The 16,120-nt window shown below is 73.5% G+C and carries 15 protein-coding genes; 10 read left to right on the top strand and 5 right to left on the bottom strand.

All coding sequences use genetic code 11. From position 1 onward, the window contains the following. Positions 1 to 20: 20 nt before the first annotated feature. The 3 genes from ACFSBI_RS13160 to ACFSBI_RS13150 all read right to left on the bottom strand — a co-directional run bounded on the left by ACFSBI_RS13160 (position 21) and on the right by ACFSBI_RS13150 (position 2,783). Positions 21 to 1,052: a helix-turn-helix domain-containing protein gene (locus ACFSBI_RS13160; RefSeq protein WP_377935659.1), complete on the bottom strand. Its 1,032-nt coding sequence runs from the start codon at positions 1,050 to 1,052 to the stop codon at positions 21 to 23. 56 nt (positions 1,053 to 1,108) lie between these two features. Continuing rightward, positions 1,109 to 2,059 carry a YsnF/AvaK domain-containing protein gene (locus ACFSBI_RS13155; protein ID WP_377935657.1) on the bottom strand — a complete coding sequence of 317 codons (951 nt, stop codon included), beginning with the start codon at positions 2,057 to 2,059 and terminating at the stop codon, positions 1,109 to 1,111. A gap of 157 nt (positions 2,060 to 2,216) precedes the next feature. Then, entirely contained in the window at positions 2,217 to 2,783 is a 567-nt protein-coding gene (locus ACFSBI_RS13150) for a hypothetical protein (RefSeq protein WP_377935655.1), read from the bottom strand. Between the two features lie 366 nt (positions 2,784 to 3,149). On the opposite strand from ACFSBI_RS13150, the gene ACFSBI_RS13145 reads away from it, so the two are divergent. Both ACFSBI_RS13145 and ACFSBI_RS13140 read left to right on the top strand, forming a co-directional pair. Beyond that, positions 3,150 to 4,250, top strand: a complete 1,101-nt coding sequence (locus ACFSBI_RS13145) for a TerC family protein (protein ID WP_377935653.1) — start codon at positions 3,150 to 3,152, stop codon at positions 4,248 to 4,250. Between the two features lie 182 nt (positions 4,251 to 4,432). Further along, the gene (locus tag ACFSBI_RS13140; protein ID WP_377935651.1) at positions 4,433 to 4,906 is read left to right on the top strand and encodes a hypothetical protein; all 474 of its coding nucleotides are present in this window, start codon (positions 4,433 to 4,435) and stop codon (positions 4,904 to 4,906) included. Positions 4,907 to 4,978: 72 nt separating this feature from the next. Here ACFSBI_RS13140 and ACFSBI_RS13135 read toward each other — a convergent pair whose 3' ends face one another. Together ACFSBI_RS13135 and ACFSBI_RS13130 are read right to left on the bottom strand one after the other, a co-directional pair. Continuing rightward, positions 4,979 to 5,920, bottom strand: coding sequence for a hypothetical protein (locus ACFSBI_RS13135; protein WP_377935649.1), 942 nt, complete (start codon positions 5,918 to 5,920; stop codon positions 4,979 to 4,981). A 215-nt stretch (positions 5,921 to 6,135) separates the two neighbouring features. Then, a complete protein-coding gene (locus tag ACFSBI_RS13130) occupies positions 6,136 to 7,770 on the bottom strand; it encodes a DUF2252 domain-containing protein (protein ID WP_377935647.1) in 1,635 nt (544 codons plus the stop codon). A gap of 223 nt (positions 7,771 to 7,993) precedes the next feature. Between ACFSBI_RS13130 and leuC the strand changes: the two genes are divergently transcribed. The 8 genes from leuC (at position 7,994) to ACFSBI_RS13090 (ending at position 16,024) form a co-directional block, all read left to right on the top strand. Continuing rightward, positions 7,994 to 9,454: a 3-isopropylmalate dehydratase large subunit gene (gene leuC / locus ACFSBI_RS13125; RefSeq protein WP_377935645.1), complete on the top strand. Its 1,461-nt coding sequence runs from the start codon at positions 7,994 to 7,996 to the stop codon at positions 9,452 to 9,454. Next, positions 9,454 to 10,056, top strand: a complete 603-nt coding sequence (leuD, locus tag ACFSBI_RS13120) for a 3-isopropylmalate dehydratase small subunit (protein WP_377935643.1) — start codon at positions 9,454 to 9,456, stop codon at positions 10,054 to 10,056. The genes leuC and leuD overlap by 1 nt, the downstream gene beginning before the upstream one ends. Continuing rightward, entirely contained in the window at positions 10,053 to 11,453 is a 1,401-nt protein-coding gene (gene murA / locus ACFSBI_RS13115) for a UDP-N-acetylglucosamine 1-carboxyvinyltransferase (protein WP_377935641.1), read from the top strand. Before leuD ends, murA begins: the two co-directional genes overlap by 4 nt. Further along, on the top strand, positions 11,446 to 12,198 hold the full coding sequence (locus ACFSBI_RS13110; RefSeq protein WP_377935639.1) for a lysophospholipid acyltransferase family protein: 753 nt from the start codon (positions 11,446 to 11,448) through the stop codon (positions 12,196 to 12,198). Before murA ends, ACFSBI_RS13110 begins: the two co-directional genes overlap by 8 nt. A 163-nt stretch (positions 12,199 to 12,361) precedes the next feature. Further along, on the top strand, positions 12,362 to 13,357 hold the full coding sequence (locus ACFSBI_RS13105) for an NAD(P)H-dependent glycerol-3-phosphate dehydrogenase (RefSeq protein ID WP_377935637.1): 996 nt from the start codon (positions 12,362 to 12,364) through the stop codon (positions 13,355 to 13,357). 134 nt (positions 13,358 to 13,491) lie between these two features. Further along, positions 13,492 to 14,571, top strand: a complete 1,080-nt coding sequence (locus ACFSBI_RS13100; RefSeq protein ID WP_377935635.1) for a D-alanine--D-alanine ligase family protein — start codon at positions 13,492 to 13,494, stop codon at positions 14,569 to 14,571. Continuing rightward, positions 14,568 to 15,047, top strand: a complete 480-nt coding sequence (locus ACFSBI_RS13095; protein ID WP_377935633.1) for a DUF3515 family protein — start codon at positions 14,568 to 14,570, stop codon at positions 15,045 to 15,047. Before ACFSBI_RS13100 ends, ACFSBI_RS13095 begins: the two co-directional genes overlap by 4 nt. Beyond that, entirely contained in the window at positions 15,044 to 16,024 is a 981-nt protein-coding gene (locus ACFSBI_RS13090) for a thiamine-phosphate kinase (RefSeq protein ID WP_377935631.1), read from the top strand. Before ACFSBI_RS13095 ends, ACFSBI_RS13090 begins: the two co-directional genes overlap by 4 nt. Positions 16,025 to 16,120: the final 96 nt, after the last annotated feature.

The raw sequence follows: 16,120 nt of genomic DNA, 5'->3' as shown, positions 1-16,120 counted from the left end.
CGGGGGCCGACGTCTGCGCGCTACCGGCCGGATTCGCGGCGGACGGGGGCGCCGTGGACGCGCGGTGGCGCATCGCGACCCTCGTCGCCCTCCGCGCGGTCCGCCGAGCGGACGTCGCGCGCGAGTGCCGCAGCGGGCGACTCGGCGAACGCGTCCCGGTAGTGGGTCGAGAAGCGGGCGGCGTTCGCGTAGCCGAAGCCGTTCGCGATCTCCGCCACCGTCGTGCCCGGGCTCGTGCGGCGGCGCAGCTCCTCCCGCGCCGCCTCCAGCCGCAGCTGCCGGAGGTGCAGCAGCGGGGTGGTCCCGAGCTGACGCTGGAAGACGAGCTGCAGGCCGCGCACCGAGACGCCCGCCGCCTCCGCGATGTCCGGCACCGACACGGGGGCGCGCAGATGGTGCCGCATGCAGGCGACGGCGCGTCGGATCACGACGTGGTCGCGGTCCGTCGGCTGCTCCGACCGGTTCACCAGCTCGAAGGCCTCGATCACCGTGGCCGCGACGAGCTCGACGGCGGACGCGCGGATGAGGTCGCGCTGGTACACCTCCGCGACGCCGAACGCGTCCTCCCCGAGCAGGTGCACGGTCCGGTCGAGCCAGGCCGCGAGCTCCGCGCTCCTCGGCTCGAGCAGCGGTGCCCGCAGGCGGATCTCGGCGTCGCGGACGCCGAGCAGGCGCGCGAGCGGTGCCGGCGGCAGCGCCACGAGCTCCGCGCTGAGGTCGTGCGCGGTCAGCCGTGTCGTCGCGCCGAGCGGGATCAGCCCCGTCCCGCCCGGCCCGAGCCGGACCGTGCGGCCGCGCTCGACGAGTTCGAGCGCCCCGTGGCGCACGAGGACGACCACCAGCTCGGGGCAGCGCTGCATCGTGATCCCGACCGCTCCGGTCGTGACGAGCCGGGCGAGGGTGATCCCGTCGTCGACGACCGCGTCGAGGCGCCAGGCCGCGTCCCGCTCCGGGAATCGGACGGTGCCGCAGCCGAGCACGGCGTTCAGCGAGGCGCTCGCGCCGGCGCCGTCGCGCTCCTCGAAGCGCCGGCGGAGGAGGCCGTCGGGCATCGTGCTCCCTGCAGGGGGACGCGGGGGCCCGTTCGAGCCCCCGCGTCCGATCCGGATCAGCGGTCGCGGCCGGTCCGCGTCGCGCCCGTGTCGGCGCCGTCGACGTCGACCTCCTCGTGGCGGACGTCGTCGGTGACCTGCTGCTCCTCGGTGACCGTCTCGGTGCCGAGCCGGACCCGCTCGACCGGAACCGTCTCCTTCTGCACGACGGGACGCTCCTCGGTCAGGACCACCTCGTGCTCCTCGTCGCTCAGGTCCGGCCCGTCGGTCGCGCGCTCCGCGTTCTCGTCCGTGATCGGCTCGCGCTCGAGCCGGACCTCCTCGTGGCTCACCGGCACGGTCACGGTGCGCTGCTCCGTCACGACGTGCTTCCGGAGGCGGGCGCGCCCCGCCTCCCGCCGCTCCACGCCCGCGTGCAGGCGCTCCTCGGAGATCGTCATCGCGTCGTCCGTGTCCGGCCCGCTCGCGTCGTGACCGGCCGTCCTGCGGCCGCGGTCCCCGCCGAGGTCGACGCCGGCGCGGTCGTCGTCCGTCCCGGCAGCCGCGTACCCGGCGTCGGCGCCGGCCGCGGCGTCGTACCCCGCGGCGGCCTGCGTGCGGTCCTGCCGGCGGTCGTCCGCGAGGTCCCCGCGGTCGTACCCGACGTCGGTCCGGTCGTCGGTCGCACCCGTGCGGTCGCGATCGGCGGAGGTGCCGCTGCCGCGGTCGTAGTAGTCGAAGAGCGTCTGCTGCTCGGCCTCCGAGAGCGCCTCGTCCGCGTCCACCCGCGGGGCGTCCTTGATGCGGGCCTTGTCGTACCGCACGTGCAGGCCGCCGCTCTCCATGTCGGCGCCGTCGAGCGGCACGAAGGTCTGCTTGGACCCGAAGAACCCGGTCTTGACGGTGACGAAGAGGGGCTCGCCCCCCTCCTCCGCCAGGTAGACCTCGATGACGTCCCCGACCCGGTCGCCGTCGTCGTCGAGCACGGTGGTGCCCGGCAGGCTGTTGATCTGCTCGCTCGTGATCACGTTCGATTCCAATCGTCGTGGGTGGTGCGGGAGCCTCCGGCCGAAGCCGTCGCCCGCCTTCCGAGGGGCGACGCTCGTCCGGTCACCGGGGAGCCGCGCGGGCGTCCCCCCGGTGACCGCTGGGAGGTGCGCGATCGGTCCATCGGCCCTCGGCGTGTCAGCGCCGGAGGACGCCCGTCACCCGGCGGCCGGCGCTCTGCAGCCGTCCCGCCGCCGGGCGCTGCTGCTCGCCCTGCTGGGCGCCGAGCACGAGCAGGACCCCGGTGAGCAGCGGGATCGCCCACTGCGCGACCTTCTCCACGCGCTGCGCGGTCGCGAGCTCGTCGGACTGCCCGCCGGAGGGCTCGGTCACCCCGCTCGAGCCCTCCTCCGCGTGGCGGCCGATCACGCCGCCGGCCAGCCCGGCGACGACGCTCGCCGCCCCCGCTGCGACGGTCAGGACGGTCTTCACCGCCGTGTTGCTCCTCGCCTCGCCCTGGACGGCGAGACGGCCCGTGTTCGCGCGGATCAGGCCGATCCCGCCGACGCCGTGCACCGCGATCGCGGCCAGCTGCACCGGGGTCCACCGGCCCCAGCCGATGGTGGAGATGCGGAGGCGCTCGCTCGGGTCCTTCGCCTTCGCCGCCCCGCCGTTCAACCCGACGACGCCCATCAGGCTGCCACCGAACCAGGCGGCGAGGCCGACGTCGTGCATGCTGCGGGTGAGGGTGCTGCGTCCGGACATGGGTTCCTCCCGTTCGTCGGCCGCCGTGATGCGGCGGCCACGGCATCAGGCAACGCCCGGCGCATCCGAGCGGCATGGGCGGGACCCGCGGCCCGGATGCGAGCCGGATCGGGGAGACCTGGGAGCGCCCGGAATCAATCCCTTGCGGATCCGCGCAGGGCGTGCGATCGCGCGGGAGGGACCTGCGGCGCGGGGCCGGGCGCGCCGGGCCTCCTCGCCACTAGGCTTCGGCGCGCGAAGGGGAGTATCCCGCCACCGCACGCCTCGTCAGCACGATCCGCACCGTGAGCGGATCCGGGGGTGCGGCGCCCGTGTCCTGGGCGAGGGAGAGACGTTCGAGGCCCAGTCCTGCCCGCGAGGAGCCCCGTGCCCGAAGTGCCCGTCCTGTTCCAGATCGTCTCGCTGTCGGTGATCGTCCTGATCCTGATCGGCGACATCGTGCTCGCGTACCGGCGGCCGCACGTGCCGTCGACCCGCGAGTCGACGCTCTGGGTGGTCTTCTACGTCGTGCTCGCGCTGATCTTCGCGGGCGTCATGTTCTTCGTCGCCGGCGGGACCGCCGCGACCGAGTTCGTCGCCGGCTGGCTCACCGAGTACTCGCTGTCGATCGACAACCTGTTCGTCTTCATCGTGATCATGACCGGGTTCGCCGTGCCGAAGACGCGGCAGCAGGAGGTCCTGATGATCGGGATCATCCTCGCGCTGGTCTTCCGCGGGATCTTCATCCTGGTCGGCGCCTCGCTGATCGAGAACTTCAGCTGGATCTTCTACCTCTTCGGCGCCTTCCTCATCTACACCGCGATCACGCAGGCGTTCGGGTCGGAGCACGGCGACGCGACCGACACGGCGCTCGTGCGCTTCGCCCGCCGGCACCTGTCGGTCACCGACGAGTACGACGGCGGCAAGCTGCGCACCGTCGTGGACGGCAGGAAGATGTTCACGCCGATCCTGATCGTGCTGATCGCGATCGGGGCGACGGACGTGCTCTTCGCGCTCGACTCGATCCCGGCGATCTTCGGCATCACGAACAGCCCGTTCATCGTCTACACCGCGAACATCTTCGCCCTGATGGGCCTCCGGCAGCTCTACTTCCTGCTCGGCGACCTGGTGGAGCGCCTGAAGTACCTGAAGTACGGGATCGCCTTCATCCTCGCCTTCATCGGCGTGAAGCTGATCCTCCACGCCCTGCACGAGAACGAGCTGCCCTTCATCAACGGCGGCGAGCACCTCGACGTCTTCGAGATCGGCACCGGCCTGTCGCTCGCGGTGATCGTCGTCTCGATGGCGGTGGCGACGATCGCGAGCCTGATCAGCATCCGCCGCGACCCGGACGCCTCGATCAAGGACGCGGTCGCGCCCCACGGCCCGGTCGACGAGACCCCGGACGGCCGGGAGGTCCCCGCGGACGAGGCGGCGGCCGCGGTCGCCGAGGGCGGCAAGCCCCCGCGCGGCGCCGACGACCGCTGACCCCGGTCGCCCGCGAGCAGGCACCGCGAGCCCTTGAGCAGGAACTGCGAGCGTCGGCAGGAACGAGACGGCCGCTGGTTCCTGCCGATGCTCTCCGTTCCTGCTGACGCGCTCGGGACTTCCTGCTGACGGACTCCTGCGCGGGCATTCCGCCCGGACGCGGCGACGCATACCATCGACCCGTGCTGCGGCGCATCGTGGGCCGGATCGTGCGGTCCTCCGGGCTCTGGCGCGACCGACACGACGAGCACCACGTGATCGGGCGCGGTCGTCCGGTGCGCCCGGCGGCCGTGAAGCTGCCCCGGCACCCGGAGCTGCTCCTCGGCAGCGATTCGTGGCGACGGCTGTCGCAGCTGGCCGACCAGCGGATCCGCGCCCACCGCGGCGAGCACCTCTCGATCGGCGAGATGGTCGAGACGGTGAGCCACGAGGTGGAGGACGCGGTCACGGCGCAGCCGATGTCCGCCTCGCTCGACCAGTGGCGCGCCTGGGCGGCGGCGACCGAGACGCCGTGGCCCCCGGGCTTCCACGAGCACCTGGTCGGTGCGAAGCACGCCGGCGCCGACGACGTCGAGATCGCGCTCCACGTGCAGACCGACCTGGTCGCGCTCGTGCCGCAGCTCGTCGCCGCGCGGATGAGCGAGAACCGCGGCTGACCGCCGCGGAGTCCGGGCCGCGCCGGCGCCTCCGGGCCGTTCCGACCGGTCGGAACGGCCCGGCTCCGCCGATCAGGCCCGGATCGCCGCGGAGGACGGCAGGCCTGCGGCGCGCAGCTGTGCGGCGAGCGCACCGCGCTGCCGGAGCGTCGCCCAGATCCACCTGATGCAGCGGTTCCCGGTCGATCGGAGGCGGTCCTCCCGGATCTTCTCGTCGACGAGGGCGTCGGCAGGCGTGCGCCCCCGGAGCATCGACAGGTCCGAGTACTTGACGAGCCCGTCGAACTCCCCGATGAGGGAGAAGTCGGGCCAGAAGAAGTCGACGAAGCCGATCAGGCCCCGGTGGTCGTCGAACCGCTGCTGCAGCACGGGCACCGGGAAGCCGTGCTCGGCCATGAGGGCCCGGCTGTACGACTCGCCGACCGACCCCGAGCGCCCGTCGCCGAAGGCGAGGACGCGCTCGGCCTTCGCCCGCCCGCGCATCGGGTCGAGCTCCTCGAGCGCTCGATGGAGCGCGTCCTCCGACGTGTGCTCACGGAGGGCCCAGTCGAGGGCGACGACGGCGTCGACGAACGGCTCGGTCATGGCGAGGTCGAGGACGGTCCGCTCGATCGACGTGCACGGGATGCCGTGGACCAGGACCCGGTGCAGGTCGAGATCGGCGACCGCGTGCTTCCGCAGCCCGTTCTCGGTGCGGGTGCCGTCCGCCGCGGAGGTGAGCGTGTGCACGAGCCCGTCGGGAGCGCCGATGCGAGGCACCTCCCAGAGCGCGGCAGCGGAGGCGTGGGAGGCGATGAAGCGGACACGGCCCGAGTCGTGCACGGCGGCGGCCTCCAGCCGCATCCGCTGCTGCGGGTCGAGCGACTCCCAGACCGCCGTGTCGACGAAGGCGCCGCAGCGCAGCTTGGTCATCTCGCCACGCAGCGCCTGGCGTCGCAGCGTGCGGGCGTCGACCCCGTAGCGGTTCCTGTGCCCGCTGTAGCGGACGTGCTCCCTGCCGGCGATGCGCTGCATGACCCCGAGGGAAGCCTGAGGCGTCCACCGGTGGCGGCCTGATCGCGATCCGATCCGAGATCGGCGCGGAAGTCGACCTGGGGAGGAGCGGAGCGGCGCTGGCCGAGCGATCCTCTCCCGGGTTCCGCCGCGGATCGCGACGGGCAGGAACGGCGCCCGCGGGCCGTTCCGACCAGTCGTTCCGGCCCGTGAACGCCGTTCCAGCCCGAGCGCCGTCAGCGGTAGACGCGGTCGACCTTCTCGAAGGCGCCGAGCGCGTGGTCCGCGCGGTAGGCCTCGTGGTCGCGGCGGTTGCGCTCGGCGGCCTCGTGGCAGAAGCGCACGAGGTCGTCGACGAAGAGCTCCTCCCGCCCCATCGCCTCGAGCACCTCGGGCTCGATGTCGACGTCGACCACGCCGAGGTCGTCCGACAGGGCGTGCGCGTGCGCGACGACGCCGCCGCAGATCCGCGCGTACTCGCACCAGTCGTCGAAGTCGAGGTCGTCGAGGTCGATGTCGTCCCGGAACGACGACCGCTCGCGCACGAGGTAGCTGACGCCCTCGTGCTTGAGGCTGCCGTAGAAGACGTCGCCGCTGACCGTCTGCACGCGCTGGCCGTAGGCGACCCGATCCGCGGCGCCCTCGACGTCGTACGGCGAGGGCGGCACCACGCCCTCGAGCGCGGACCGCCGCGCCTGCTTCAGCTCGAGCAGCACGTCGTCCGTCGCGTCGTGGCTCGCGCCCTCGAGCATCACGTAGTAGCGCGTGAGGCCGAGGGAGGCGGTGCCCTGCCCGTGCCGCTCGGCGACGTCCTTCACCCGCATGCCGTCGACCCGGTCGGGGACGTCGAGACCGCGGTGCTCGACGTACTCGTCGATCAGGCGCTGGAACTCGGCCTTCCGGCTGCTGACCGGCGTCAGCTTCCTGCTCGCCCTGAACCCGCGCTTGTGCTCGTCGAAGTACTTCTTCTCGAGCCACCTCGCGCGACCGTCCTCCGTGGCCGAGTCGATCAGGTCCGCGATCAGCTTCGGCGCGTTGTGCCGCTGCAGGTCGCCGGCCTTCTCGTTCTGGTGCTCCTGGTAGCCGCGCATGTGCTCGATGTAGCCGCGGACGAAGGAGCGGACGACCTCCAGCCGCTGCTTCCGCTTCAGCCCGCCGATCTCGTCGGCCGCGATGACGAAGCCGGTGCCGCCGCGCTTCAGGTCCCAGGTGAAGGGCGCGTAGAAGACCTCGTCGTAGTCGTTGATGCCGAAGGTCGGCACGTTGTCGGCGCTCGGCACCACGCCGAAGTTCTCGGGGTGGATGTCGCCCGCGACGAGCACCGTGGGCATCCACGGGTCCTCGCCCACCATGTCGCGGTAGAAGAGGAGCGCGGTGCCGCGGAAGAAGGAGAAGCGCGAGCCGGCGAGCTTGTCGAACTTGCCGACGACCTCCTCGTCGTGGCGGGCGATGCGCAGCTGGTGGTCCTCGCGGATCGTCTGGCGGACGTGCACGCGGCGGTCGTCGCCGGTCAGCGTCCGGGGCAGCAGCACCATCTCGCCCGCGGCGCGCGCCTCCGCGATGCGCCGGAAGGCGTCGACCCGCGAGGCGACGCGGTCGTCGGCGTCGCCCTCCGCGCCGTGCTCGTCGTGCCCCTCGGCGGAGACCCGGCCGCCCTGGTCCGTCGCGTCGGCGTCCTCGCCGTCGCCATCGTCGTCGCCGTCGTCCTGCCGGTCCGCGCCGTCCTGCCCGCCCTGCTGCCCGTGCCCGTCGGGGACGCCGCGGCGCAGCGCGTCGAGCAGCTCCTGCTTCGTGGCGCGCGCGCCGACGTCGAGGCCCACCGCCCGAGCGGCGCGGTAGAGGTCGTCCCTGGTCGCGGTGTCGGAGGTCATGGCAGGCGACCATATTCTTGCGATCCGTCAACGGCTTGACGTCCGCTGGGCGAACGCTGGGCGAGGTGGCGCGGACGGGGCCGCGAAACACGGTGGTAACCTCGCCCGCGTGCTGCGCGGCCTGCTTCTTCGCTGCCGCGACGAGGTCTGAACCCCCTGGCTCCCTCGTCGCGGAGGCTCCCCGCGCGCCAGGACACCGCTCGTGACCTGCTGAAGGACAGCCATGACCGAGACCGCACCCGCCCCTGAGACGCCCTCCCGCCCCGGCGCCCGCACCCTCGCCGAGAAGGTGTGGGCCGACCACCTCGTCGCCCGCGGCGAGGACGGGGCCCCCGACCTGATCTACATCGACCTGCACCTGCTGCACGAGGTGACGAGCCCGCAGGCGTTCGACGGCCTGCGCGCCGAGGGCCGCCCGGTCCGCCGGCCCGACCTCACGATCGCGACCGAGGACCACAACACCCCGACGCTCGAGATCGACAAGCCCATCGCGGACCCGACGAGCCGCACCCAGATCGAGACCCTGCGCCGCAACGCGGCGGAGTTCGGCGTCCGCCTGCACTCGCTCGGCGACGTCGAGCAGGGCATCGTCCACATCGTCGGTCCGCAGCTCGGCCTCACGATGCCGGGGATCACCGTGGTCTGCGGCGACTCCCACACCTCCACCCACGGCGCGTTCGGCGCGATGGCGTTCGGCATCGGCACGAGCGAGGTGGAGCACGTGCTCGCCACGCAGACCCTGCCGCTGAAGCCGTTCAGGACGATGGCGATCACCGTGGAGGGGACGCTGAAGCCGGGCGTCACGGCGAAGGACATCATCCTCGCCGTCATCGCGAGGATCGGGACGAACGGCGGCCAGGGCTACGTGCTCGAGTACCGCGGATCCGCCATCCGGTCGCTCTCGATGGAGGGCCGGATGACGATCTGCAACATGTCGATCGAGGCGGGTGCCCGGGCCGGCATGGTCGCGCCCGACGAGACGACCTTCGACTACCTGCGCGGGCGGGCGCACGCGCCGACCGGCGCCGACTGGGACGCCGCGGTCGAGTACTGGCGCACCCTGCCGTCCGACGACGACGCCGTCTTCGACGCGGAGGTGTTCCTCGACGCCGACGAGCTCGAGCCCTTCGTCACCTGGGGCACGAACCCCGGCCAGGGCACGACGCTCGCGGGCGCGGTGCCGGACCCGGCCGCGATCGAGGACCCGCAGGAGCGCGCCTCCGCCGAGCGCGCCCTCGAGTACATGGACCTCGCGCCCGGGACGCCGATGAAGGAGATCCGGGTCGACGCCGTCTTCATGGGCTCGTGCACGAACAGCCGTGTGGAGGACCTGCGGCAGTTCGCCTCGATCGTGAAGGGGCGCAAGAAGGCCGAGGGCGTGCGCGTCATGGTCGTGCCGGGCTCCGCCCGGGTCCGGCTCGAGGCGGAGGCCGAGGGCCTCGACAAGGTCTTCACGGACTTCGGCGCCGAGTGGCGGTTCGCCGGATGCTCGATGTGCCTCGGCATGAACCCGGATCAGCTGGCGCCGGGGGAGCGGTGCGCGTCGACCTCGAACCGCAACTTCGAGGGCCGGCAGGGCAAGGGCGGTCGCACCCACCTCGTGTCGCCGCTCGTCGCGGCCGCCACGGCGATCCGCGGCACCCTGTCCTCCCCGTCCGACGTCGCCGCGGAGGTCCTGGTCTGATGGAGCCGTTCACCACGCACACGGGCGTCGCGGTGCCGCTGCGCCGCTCCGCGACCGACACGGACCAGATCATCCCGGCCGTTTACCTGAAGCGGGTCACGAAGACCGGGTTCGAGGACGCGCTCTTCGCCCATCTGAGGCAGGAGCCGTCCTTCGTGCTGAACCAGCCCGCCTACGCCCGGGGCTCGGTGCTGTTCGCGGGCCCCGACTTCGGCACGGGCTCGAGCCGCGAGCACGCGGTCTGGGCGCTGCGCGACCACGGCTTCCGCGCCGTCTTCTCCTCCCGGTTCGGCGACATCTTCCGCGGCAACTCGGGCAAGCAGGGGCTGCTCACCGGGGTGCTGCCGGAGTCGGCGATCGAGACATGCTGGTCGCTGATCGAGGCCGATCCGGGCACGGCGGCTACCGTCGACCTGCAGGCGCGGACCGTCACCCTCGCGGGGGAGTCCTTCGCGTTCGAGATCGACGACTACACCCGGTGGCGGCTCCTCGAGGGCCTCGACGACATCGGGCTGACCCTGCGCGACGAGGAGCGCATCACGCAGTTCGAGCAGGGCCGCGCCAGCTGGCGGCCCACGACCCTCCCGGTGAGGCACGCATGAGCATCAGCACAGGACCCAGCACCGCGCAGATCGCGGTCATCTCGGACGCGGCCCGCGCCGCCGCCAGCGTCGGGCTCACGTTCGACCGCCTCACGATCGAGGGCGGCAAGCCGCTCGTCGGCGAGGTCGACGTGCGCGGCGCCAAGAACCTCGTGACGAAGGCGATGGTCGCCTCGCTGCTGTCCGACGGCGTCAGCGTGCTGCGCGACGTGCCGGCCATCAGCGACGTCCGCGTCGTGCGGGGGCTGCTCGAGATCCACGGCGTCAGCGTCAAGGAGGGCGTCGAGCCCGGCGAGCTGCTGCTCGACGCGAAGAACGTGCGGCGGGCCCACATGCGCGAGATCGACGCGCACGCGGGCTCGAGCCGCATCCCGATCCTGTTCTGCGGCCCGCTGCTGCACCAGCTCGGCGAGGCCTTCATCCCGGACCTCGGCGGCTGCCGCATCGGCGACCGGCCGATCGACTTCCACCTGGACGCGCTCCGCAAGTTCGGCGCGATCGTCGAGAAGCTGCCGACCGGGATCCGGCTGTCGGCCCCGAACGGCCTGCACGGCGCGACGATCCACCTGCCGTACCCGAGCGTCGGGGCGACGGAGCAGGTGCTGCTCACCTCGGTGCGCGCCCGCGGCACGACCGAGCTGCGGAACGCCGCGATCGAGCCCGAGATCATGGACCTGATCGCGATCCTGCAGAAGATGGGCGCGATCATCTCGGTCGAGCCGAACCGCGTGATCCTGATCGAGGGCGTGAAGGACCTGCGGGGCTACACGCACCGCGCGATCTTCGACCGCAACGAGGCGGCCTCCTGGGCCTCCGCCGCGCTCGCGACGAAGGGCGACGTCTTCGTCAAGGGCGCCGTGCAGGAGCACATGATGACGTTCCTCAACATCTTCCGGAAGGTCGGCGGCGAGTTCGACGTGCTCGAGCACGGCATCCGCTTCTGGCACCCGGGCGGCACGCTGCAGCCCGTGCTGATCGAGACGGACGTGCACCCCGGCTTCATGACCGACTGGCAGCAGCCGCTCGTCGTCGCGCTGACGCAGGCCGACGGGGTCTCCACGATCCACGAGACCGTCTACGAGAACCGGTTCGGGTTCACGGACGCGCTGCAGAAGATGGGCGCGGACATCCGCGTGCACCCGCGCGGCTTCGCGGCGCCGAACCGCCGCGTGGCCCGGCGCGAGCTGGAGCAGGCCGCGGTGATCACCGGGCCGACCCCGCTGCACGGCGCGGACGTCACCGTTCCGGACCTGCGCGGCGGCTTCTCCCACCTCATCGCGGCGCTGACCGCCCAGGGCACGAGCACCGTGCGCAACGTGGGGATCATCAGCCGCGGGTACGAGGACTTCGGCGGCAAGCTGAAGGCGCTGGGGGCCCGCTTCACGGTCGATGGCTGAGCGACGGCGGCGGCGCGGCACCGAGACGCGCCGCCCGTCGCTGCTCTGGCTCTTCGCCGCCCTGCTCATCCCGCCGCTGAAGGGCGTCGCGACGATCCGGATCCGGGACGGGCACAAGGTGCCCGCGACCGGGGCGTTCATCCTGTCGCCGAACCACATGTCGAACATCGACCCCGTCGTCATGGGGTACGCGGTCTGGCACGCCGGCCGCGCTCCGCGCTTCCTCGCGAAGGCCTCGCTGTTCCGGATCCCCGTCGTCGGTTCGCTGCTGCACGGCATCGGGCAGATCCCGGTGGAGCGGGGCGGGGCCGCCCGAGGTGCGCTGCCGCTGTCCGCCGCGAAGCGGCTGATCGAGGAGGGGCAGGGCGTGATCGTCTACCCCGAGGGCTCGCTCACCCGAGATCCGGACCTCTGGCCGATGCGCGGCAAGACCGGCGCGGCGCGGCTCGCGCTGGAGCTGGGGCTGCCCGTGGTGCCGGCCGCGCACTGGGGCGTGCAGGGCCTGATGCCAGTGAACTCGACCCGCTTCACGCTGTCCCCGCGGCCGAGCATCGACGTCGTCTTCGGCGACCCGGTCGACCTCGCCGACCTCGGCCGGGTCGGCGACCGCGCCGCGCTCAACGAGGCGACGGACCGGATCATGGCGGCGATCACGCGGCTCGAGGAGGGCCTCCGCGGCGAGACCGCGCCGCCGGAGCGCTGGGACCCGTCGAAGCACGGCCAGTCCGAGACGGGCCGCTTCTGATGCCCGTCCCGCTGGTCGAGGTGCGCCCTTCGAGGGCCTCAGGGACCGCGCTGCAGCGAGCCCTCCCGCTGGTCGAGGTGCGCCCTTCGAGGGCCTCAGGAACCGCGCTGCGGCGAGCCTCGAGACCACCCGCGCCCGCGTTCCACGGCACCAAGGGGGCGCGATGACCGCCGCGGTGCTGGGCGCGGGCAGCTGGGGGACCACGTTCGCGAAGGTCCTCGGCGACGCGGGGCAGGACGTCGCGCTCTGGGCGCGTCGTCCGCAGGTCGCCGAGGCGGTGCAGCGCCGCCGCCGCAACGACGACTACCTGCCGGGCGTCACGCTGCCCGACGAGGTGCGGGCGACGAGCGACCTGCGCGACGCCCTCGCGGGCGCCGACCTCGTGTTCCTCTCCGTCCCCAGCCAGACGCTGCGGGGCCTGCTCGCCGACGTCGACGGGCTGCTCGTGCCGGACGCGGCGGTCGTCAGCCTCATGAAGGGCGTGGAGGAGGGCACCGGCCTCCGGATGAGCGAGGTGATCCGGCAGGGCCTCGGCGTGCCCGCCGAGCGCGTCGCGGTCGTGTCCGGCCCGAACCTGGCGCTCGAGATCGCGCGGGAGCAGCCGACGGCCGCGGTCGTCGCGTCCGAGTCCCTCGACTGCGCCATGCGGGTCGCGGCCGCGGCGGCGAACCGCTACTTCGGCACCTTCGTGAACACGGACGTGATCGGCACCGAGTTCGGCGGCGTGCTGAAGAACCTGATCGCGCTGGCGGTGGGGATCGTGGTCGGCGTCGGCTACGGGGACAACACGAAGGCGTCGATCCTGACGCGCGGGCTGGCTGAGATGAGCGACTTCGCGGCAGCGTTCGGCGCGCAGCCGGAGACCCTCGCCGGGCTCGCGGGGCTCGGCGACCTGATCGCGACGAGCGAGTCGCCGCGCAGCCGCAACAACCGCGCCGGGCGGCTGCTCGGGCAGGGCTACACGAAGGACGACGTGCTGCGCACGATGGACCAGGTCGCGGAGGGACTCGCGTCCCTCGACCCGGTGCTCGCGCTCGCGGCGGCGCGCGGCGTCGAGATGCCGATCTGCACGCAGGTGCAGCAGGTCGTCGCGGGCGTCCTGGACCCGCGCGAGCTCGCGCCGCACGCGGCGCAGGACCCGGCCCCGGTCGGCGAGTAGCCCCTCGCACCGGCGCGCGGCACCGCGGACTTGCCGCATCTTGCGGCGACGCGCCGCGTCCATCCGCGATTCGCGGCAAGTCCGCGTTCCCGCGCCCGCGAGGACCGGGGCGGGCGATGGGTAGCCTCGAGCCCGTGGCGGAGAAGACGCGGGTCGCGCTGGTGTTCGGCGGCAGGTCCAGCGAGCACAGCATCTCGTGCGTCACCGCGGGCGGCGTGCTCGGGGCGATCGACCGGGAGCGGTTCGAGGTGGTGCCGGTCGGCATCACCCGCGACGGCGCGTTCGTGCTGGAGCGGGACGACCCGGCCGCGTATGCGCTCGACGGCCGGGAGCTGCCCGAGGTCCGCGACGACGGCAGCCGCGTCCTGTGGCCGGAGTCCACGACGACGCGCGAGCTGCGCGTCCAGCGGCCGGACGGCGCGCTCGAGTCGCTCGGCGACGTCGACGTCGCCTTCCCGATCCTCCACGGCCCCTACGGCGAGGACGGCACGATCCAGGGCCTCTTCGAGCTGATCGGCCTGCCGTACGCCGGCAACGGCGTCCTCGCGTCGGCCCTCGGCATGGACAAGCACTTCACGAAGACCGTGCTGCAGGCGGCGGGCGTCGAGGTCGCCCCGTGGATCACGGTGACGCGCGCCGACCTCGTCGACGACGCCTTCCTGCGGCGCCGCGTCGCGGGGCTCGGGTACCCCGCGTTCGTGAAGCCCGCGCGGGCGGGCTCGTCGGTCGGCGTCTCGAAGGTGGACGACCCGTCCGGGCTGGACGCGGCGCTGCGGATCGCGTTCGAGGAGGACAGCCGGGTCCTGATCGAGCGCGGCGTGCGGGGACGGGAGCTCGAGATCGGGCTGCTCGGCAGCCGCACCGGCGGCGCGCCCCGCACCTCCGCGGTCGGCGAGATCGTGGTGACGGGCCGCGCGTTCTACGACTTCGAGGCCAAGTACCTCGGCGCGCCCGGCATCGACCTCGTCTGCCCGGCGCCGCTCGGCGACGGGGAGCGGATGGAGCTGGAGCGCATCGCGGTCCGCACGTTCGAGGCGCTCGGCGGCGCGGGCCTCGCCCGGGTCGACGTCTTCTTCACGGACGAGGGCTTCGTCGTGAACGAGGTCAACACGCTGCCCGGCTTCACGCCGATCTCGATGTACCCGCGCTGCTGGCAGGAGGCCGGGGTGAGCTATCCGGAGCTGATCACCGAGCTGATCACGCTCGCCGGATGAGGCGGCTCGCGCTCCCGCTCGCCGCGTGCCTGCTGCTCGCGGGCTGCGCGCCGACCGTCTCGCTGACGCCGGCGCCGCAGGCGACCGCGGTCGGCTGCGCGAGCCTGATCGTGGGCATCCGCGGCATCGAGACCATCGGCGACGCGCAGCGGCGGCAGACGGACGCGCAGGGCACGGCCGCGTGGGGGACCCCCGCCTCGGTCACGCTGTACTGCGGCGTCGAGACGCCGGAGGCGAGCGCGCTGCCCTGCACCACGCAGAGCGGGGTCGACTGGCTCCTGTCCGAGTCGGGGGACGAGCGGATCGCGACGACCTACGGGCGGGCGCCGGGCGTGCAGCTCATCACCACCCGGGACGCCTCGGTGAACGACGCGCTCGAGACCCTGAGCGGCGCGGTGGCCACGAGCACGCGCGGGACGGACCGCAGGTGCCTCGCCGATCCCGGTGCGTCGGCGACGCCGTCGGCGATCCCGTGAGCGACGACCTCGGAGCGGTGGGGGAGCTGGCGGCGCTCGCCCGGATCCTCCCGCGACTGGGCGGTGCCGCTGCGCTGCTCGGCCCGGGCGACGACGCGGCGCTGCTCGCCGCGCCGGACGGCCGGGTGCTGCTCAGCACCGACGTGATGGTGGAGGGGCCGGACTTCCGCCGCGCCTGGTCCACGCCGGAGGACCTCGGGCGCAAGGCGGTCGCGACGAACCTCGCCGACGTCGCCGCGATGGGCGGCGCACCGACCGGGCTGCTCGTGGCGCTGACCGCGCCCGCCGACACCCCGGTGACGCTGCTCGAGGGGATCGCGGACGGCATGGCGGCGGCCTGCTCCGTCCTCGCCCCCGGGATCGGCGTGGTCGGCGGCGACCTGACGCGCTCACCGGTGCTGACGATCGCGGTGACGGTCGCGGGCGACCTGCAGGGGCGGGCGCCGGTGACGAGGGCGGGAGCGCGCCCGGGGGACGTCCTGGGCTACGCGGGGGACCTCGGCCTCGCCGGCGCCGCCCTGCGGCTGCTGTTCGCAGCGGGGGAGCAGGACCCGGCCGCGGTGGCCGCGCTGCGGCGCGATCGCCCGGGCCTGCTCGCCGCGCAGCTCGCCCCGACGCCGCCGATCGCGGCGGGGCCAGCCGCGGCGCTCGCCGGGGCGACCGCGATGCTCGACGTCTCCGACGGGCTGCTGCGGGACGGCGCCCGCATCGCCCGGGCGAGCGGCGTCGACCTCGACCTCGACGCGTCGGCGGTCGAGCGGGAGGCGGACGTCGTGGCCGCGGCCGCCGGCTGCTCGGCGGAGGAGGCGCTCGCCGCGGTGCTCGGCGGCGGCGAGGACCACGGCCTGCTCGCGACCTTCTCCGGCGCGCTCCCGACCGGCTTCCGCCGCCTCGGCCGCGTCCTCGAGGGCACCGGGGAGGTGCGCCTGGGCGGCGCCGTCGCTTCCGACGCCGGCTGGGACAGCTTCGCCGGCTGAGCCTCCGCTGGTCGAGGTGCGAGCGCAGCGAGTCTTTTCCGCTGGTCGAGGTGCGAGCGCAGCGAGCCTTCTCCGCCGGTCGAGGTGCGAGCGCAG

It is taken from the genome of Amnibacterium endophyticum (assembly GCF_042680685.1).
In the GTDB taxonomy this organism is placed as follows: Bacteria; Actinomycetota; Actinomycetes; order Actinomycetales; family Microbacteriaceae; genus Amnibacterium; species Amnibacterium endophyticum.
The sequence above is the reverse complement of the archived record's forward strand: the minus strand, read 5'-3'. Positions and strand labels throughout refer to the sequence as shown.

Excerpts from the sequence above, each read along its gene's own strand:
- ACFSBI_RS13160 (WP_377935659.1), bottom strand. The coding sequence starts at position 1,052 with ATGCCCGACGGCCTCCTCCGCCGGCGCTTCGAGGAGCGCGACGGCGCC.
- ACFSBI_RS13150 (WP_377935655.1), bottom strand. The coding sequence starts at position 2,783 with ATGTCCGGACGCAGCACCCTCACCCGCAGCATGCACGACGTCGGCCTC.
- ACFSBI_RS13135 (WP_377935649.1), bottom strand. The coding sequence starts at position 5,920 with ATGCAGCGCATCGCCGGCAGGGAGCACGTCCGCTACAGCGGGCACAGG.
- ACFSBI_RS13130 (WP_377935647.1), bottom strand. The coding sequence starts at position 7,770 with ATGACCTCCGACACCGCGACCAGGGACGACCTCTACCGCGCCGCTCGG.
- leuC (WP_377935645.1), top strand. The coding sequence starts at position 7,994 with ATGACCGAGACCGCACCCGCCCCTGAGACGCCCTCCCGCCCCGGCGCC.
- leuD (WP_377935643.1), top strand. The coding sequence starts at position 9,454 with ATGGAGCCGTTCACCACGCACACGGGCGTCGCGGTGCCGCTGCGCCGC.
- murA (WP_377935641.1), top strand. The coding sequence starts at position 10,053 with ATGAGCATCAGCACAGGACCCAGCACCGCGCAGATCGCGGTCATCTCG.
- ACFSBI_RS13110 (WP_377935639.1), top strand. The coding sequence starts at position 11,446 with ATGGCTGAGCGACGGCGGCGGCGCGGCACCGAGACGCGCCGCCCGTCG.
- ACFSBI_RS13105 (WP_377935637.1), top strand. The coding sequence starts at position 12,362 with ATGACCGCCGCGGTGCTGGGCGCGGGCAGCTGGGGGACCACGTTCGCG.
- ACFSBI_RS13095 (WP_377935633.1), top strand. The coding sequence starts at position 14,568 with ATGAGGCGGCTCGCGCTCCCGCTCGCCGCGTGCCTGCTGCTCGCGGGC.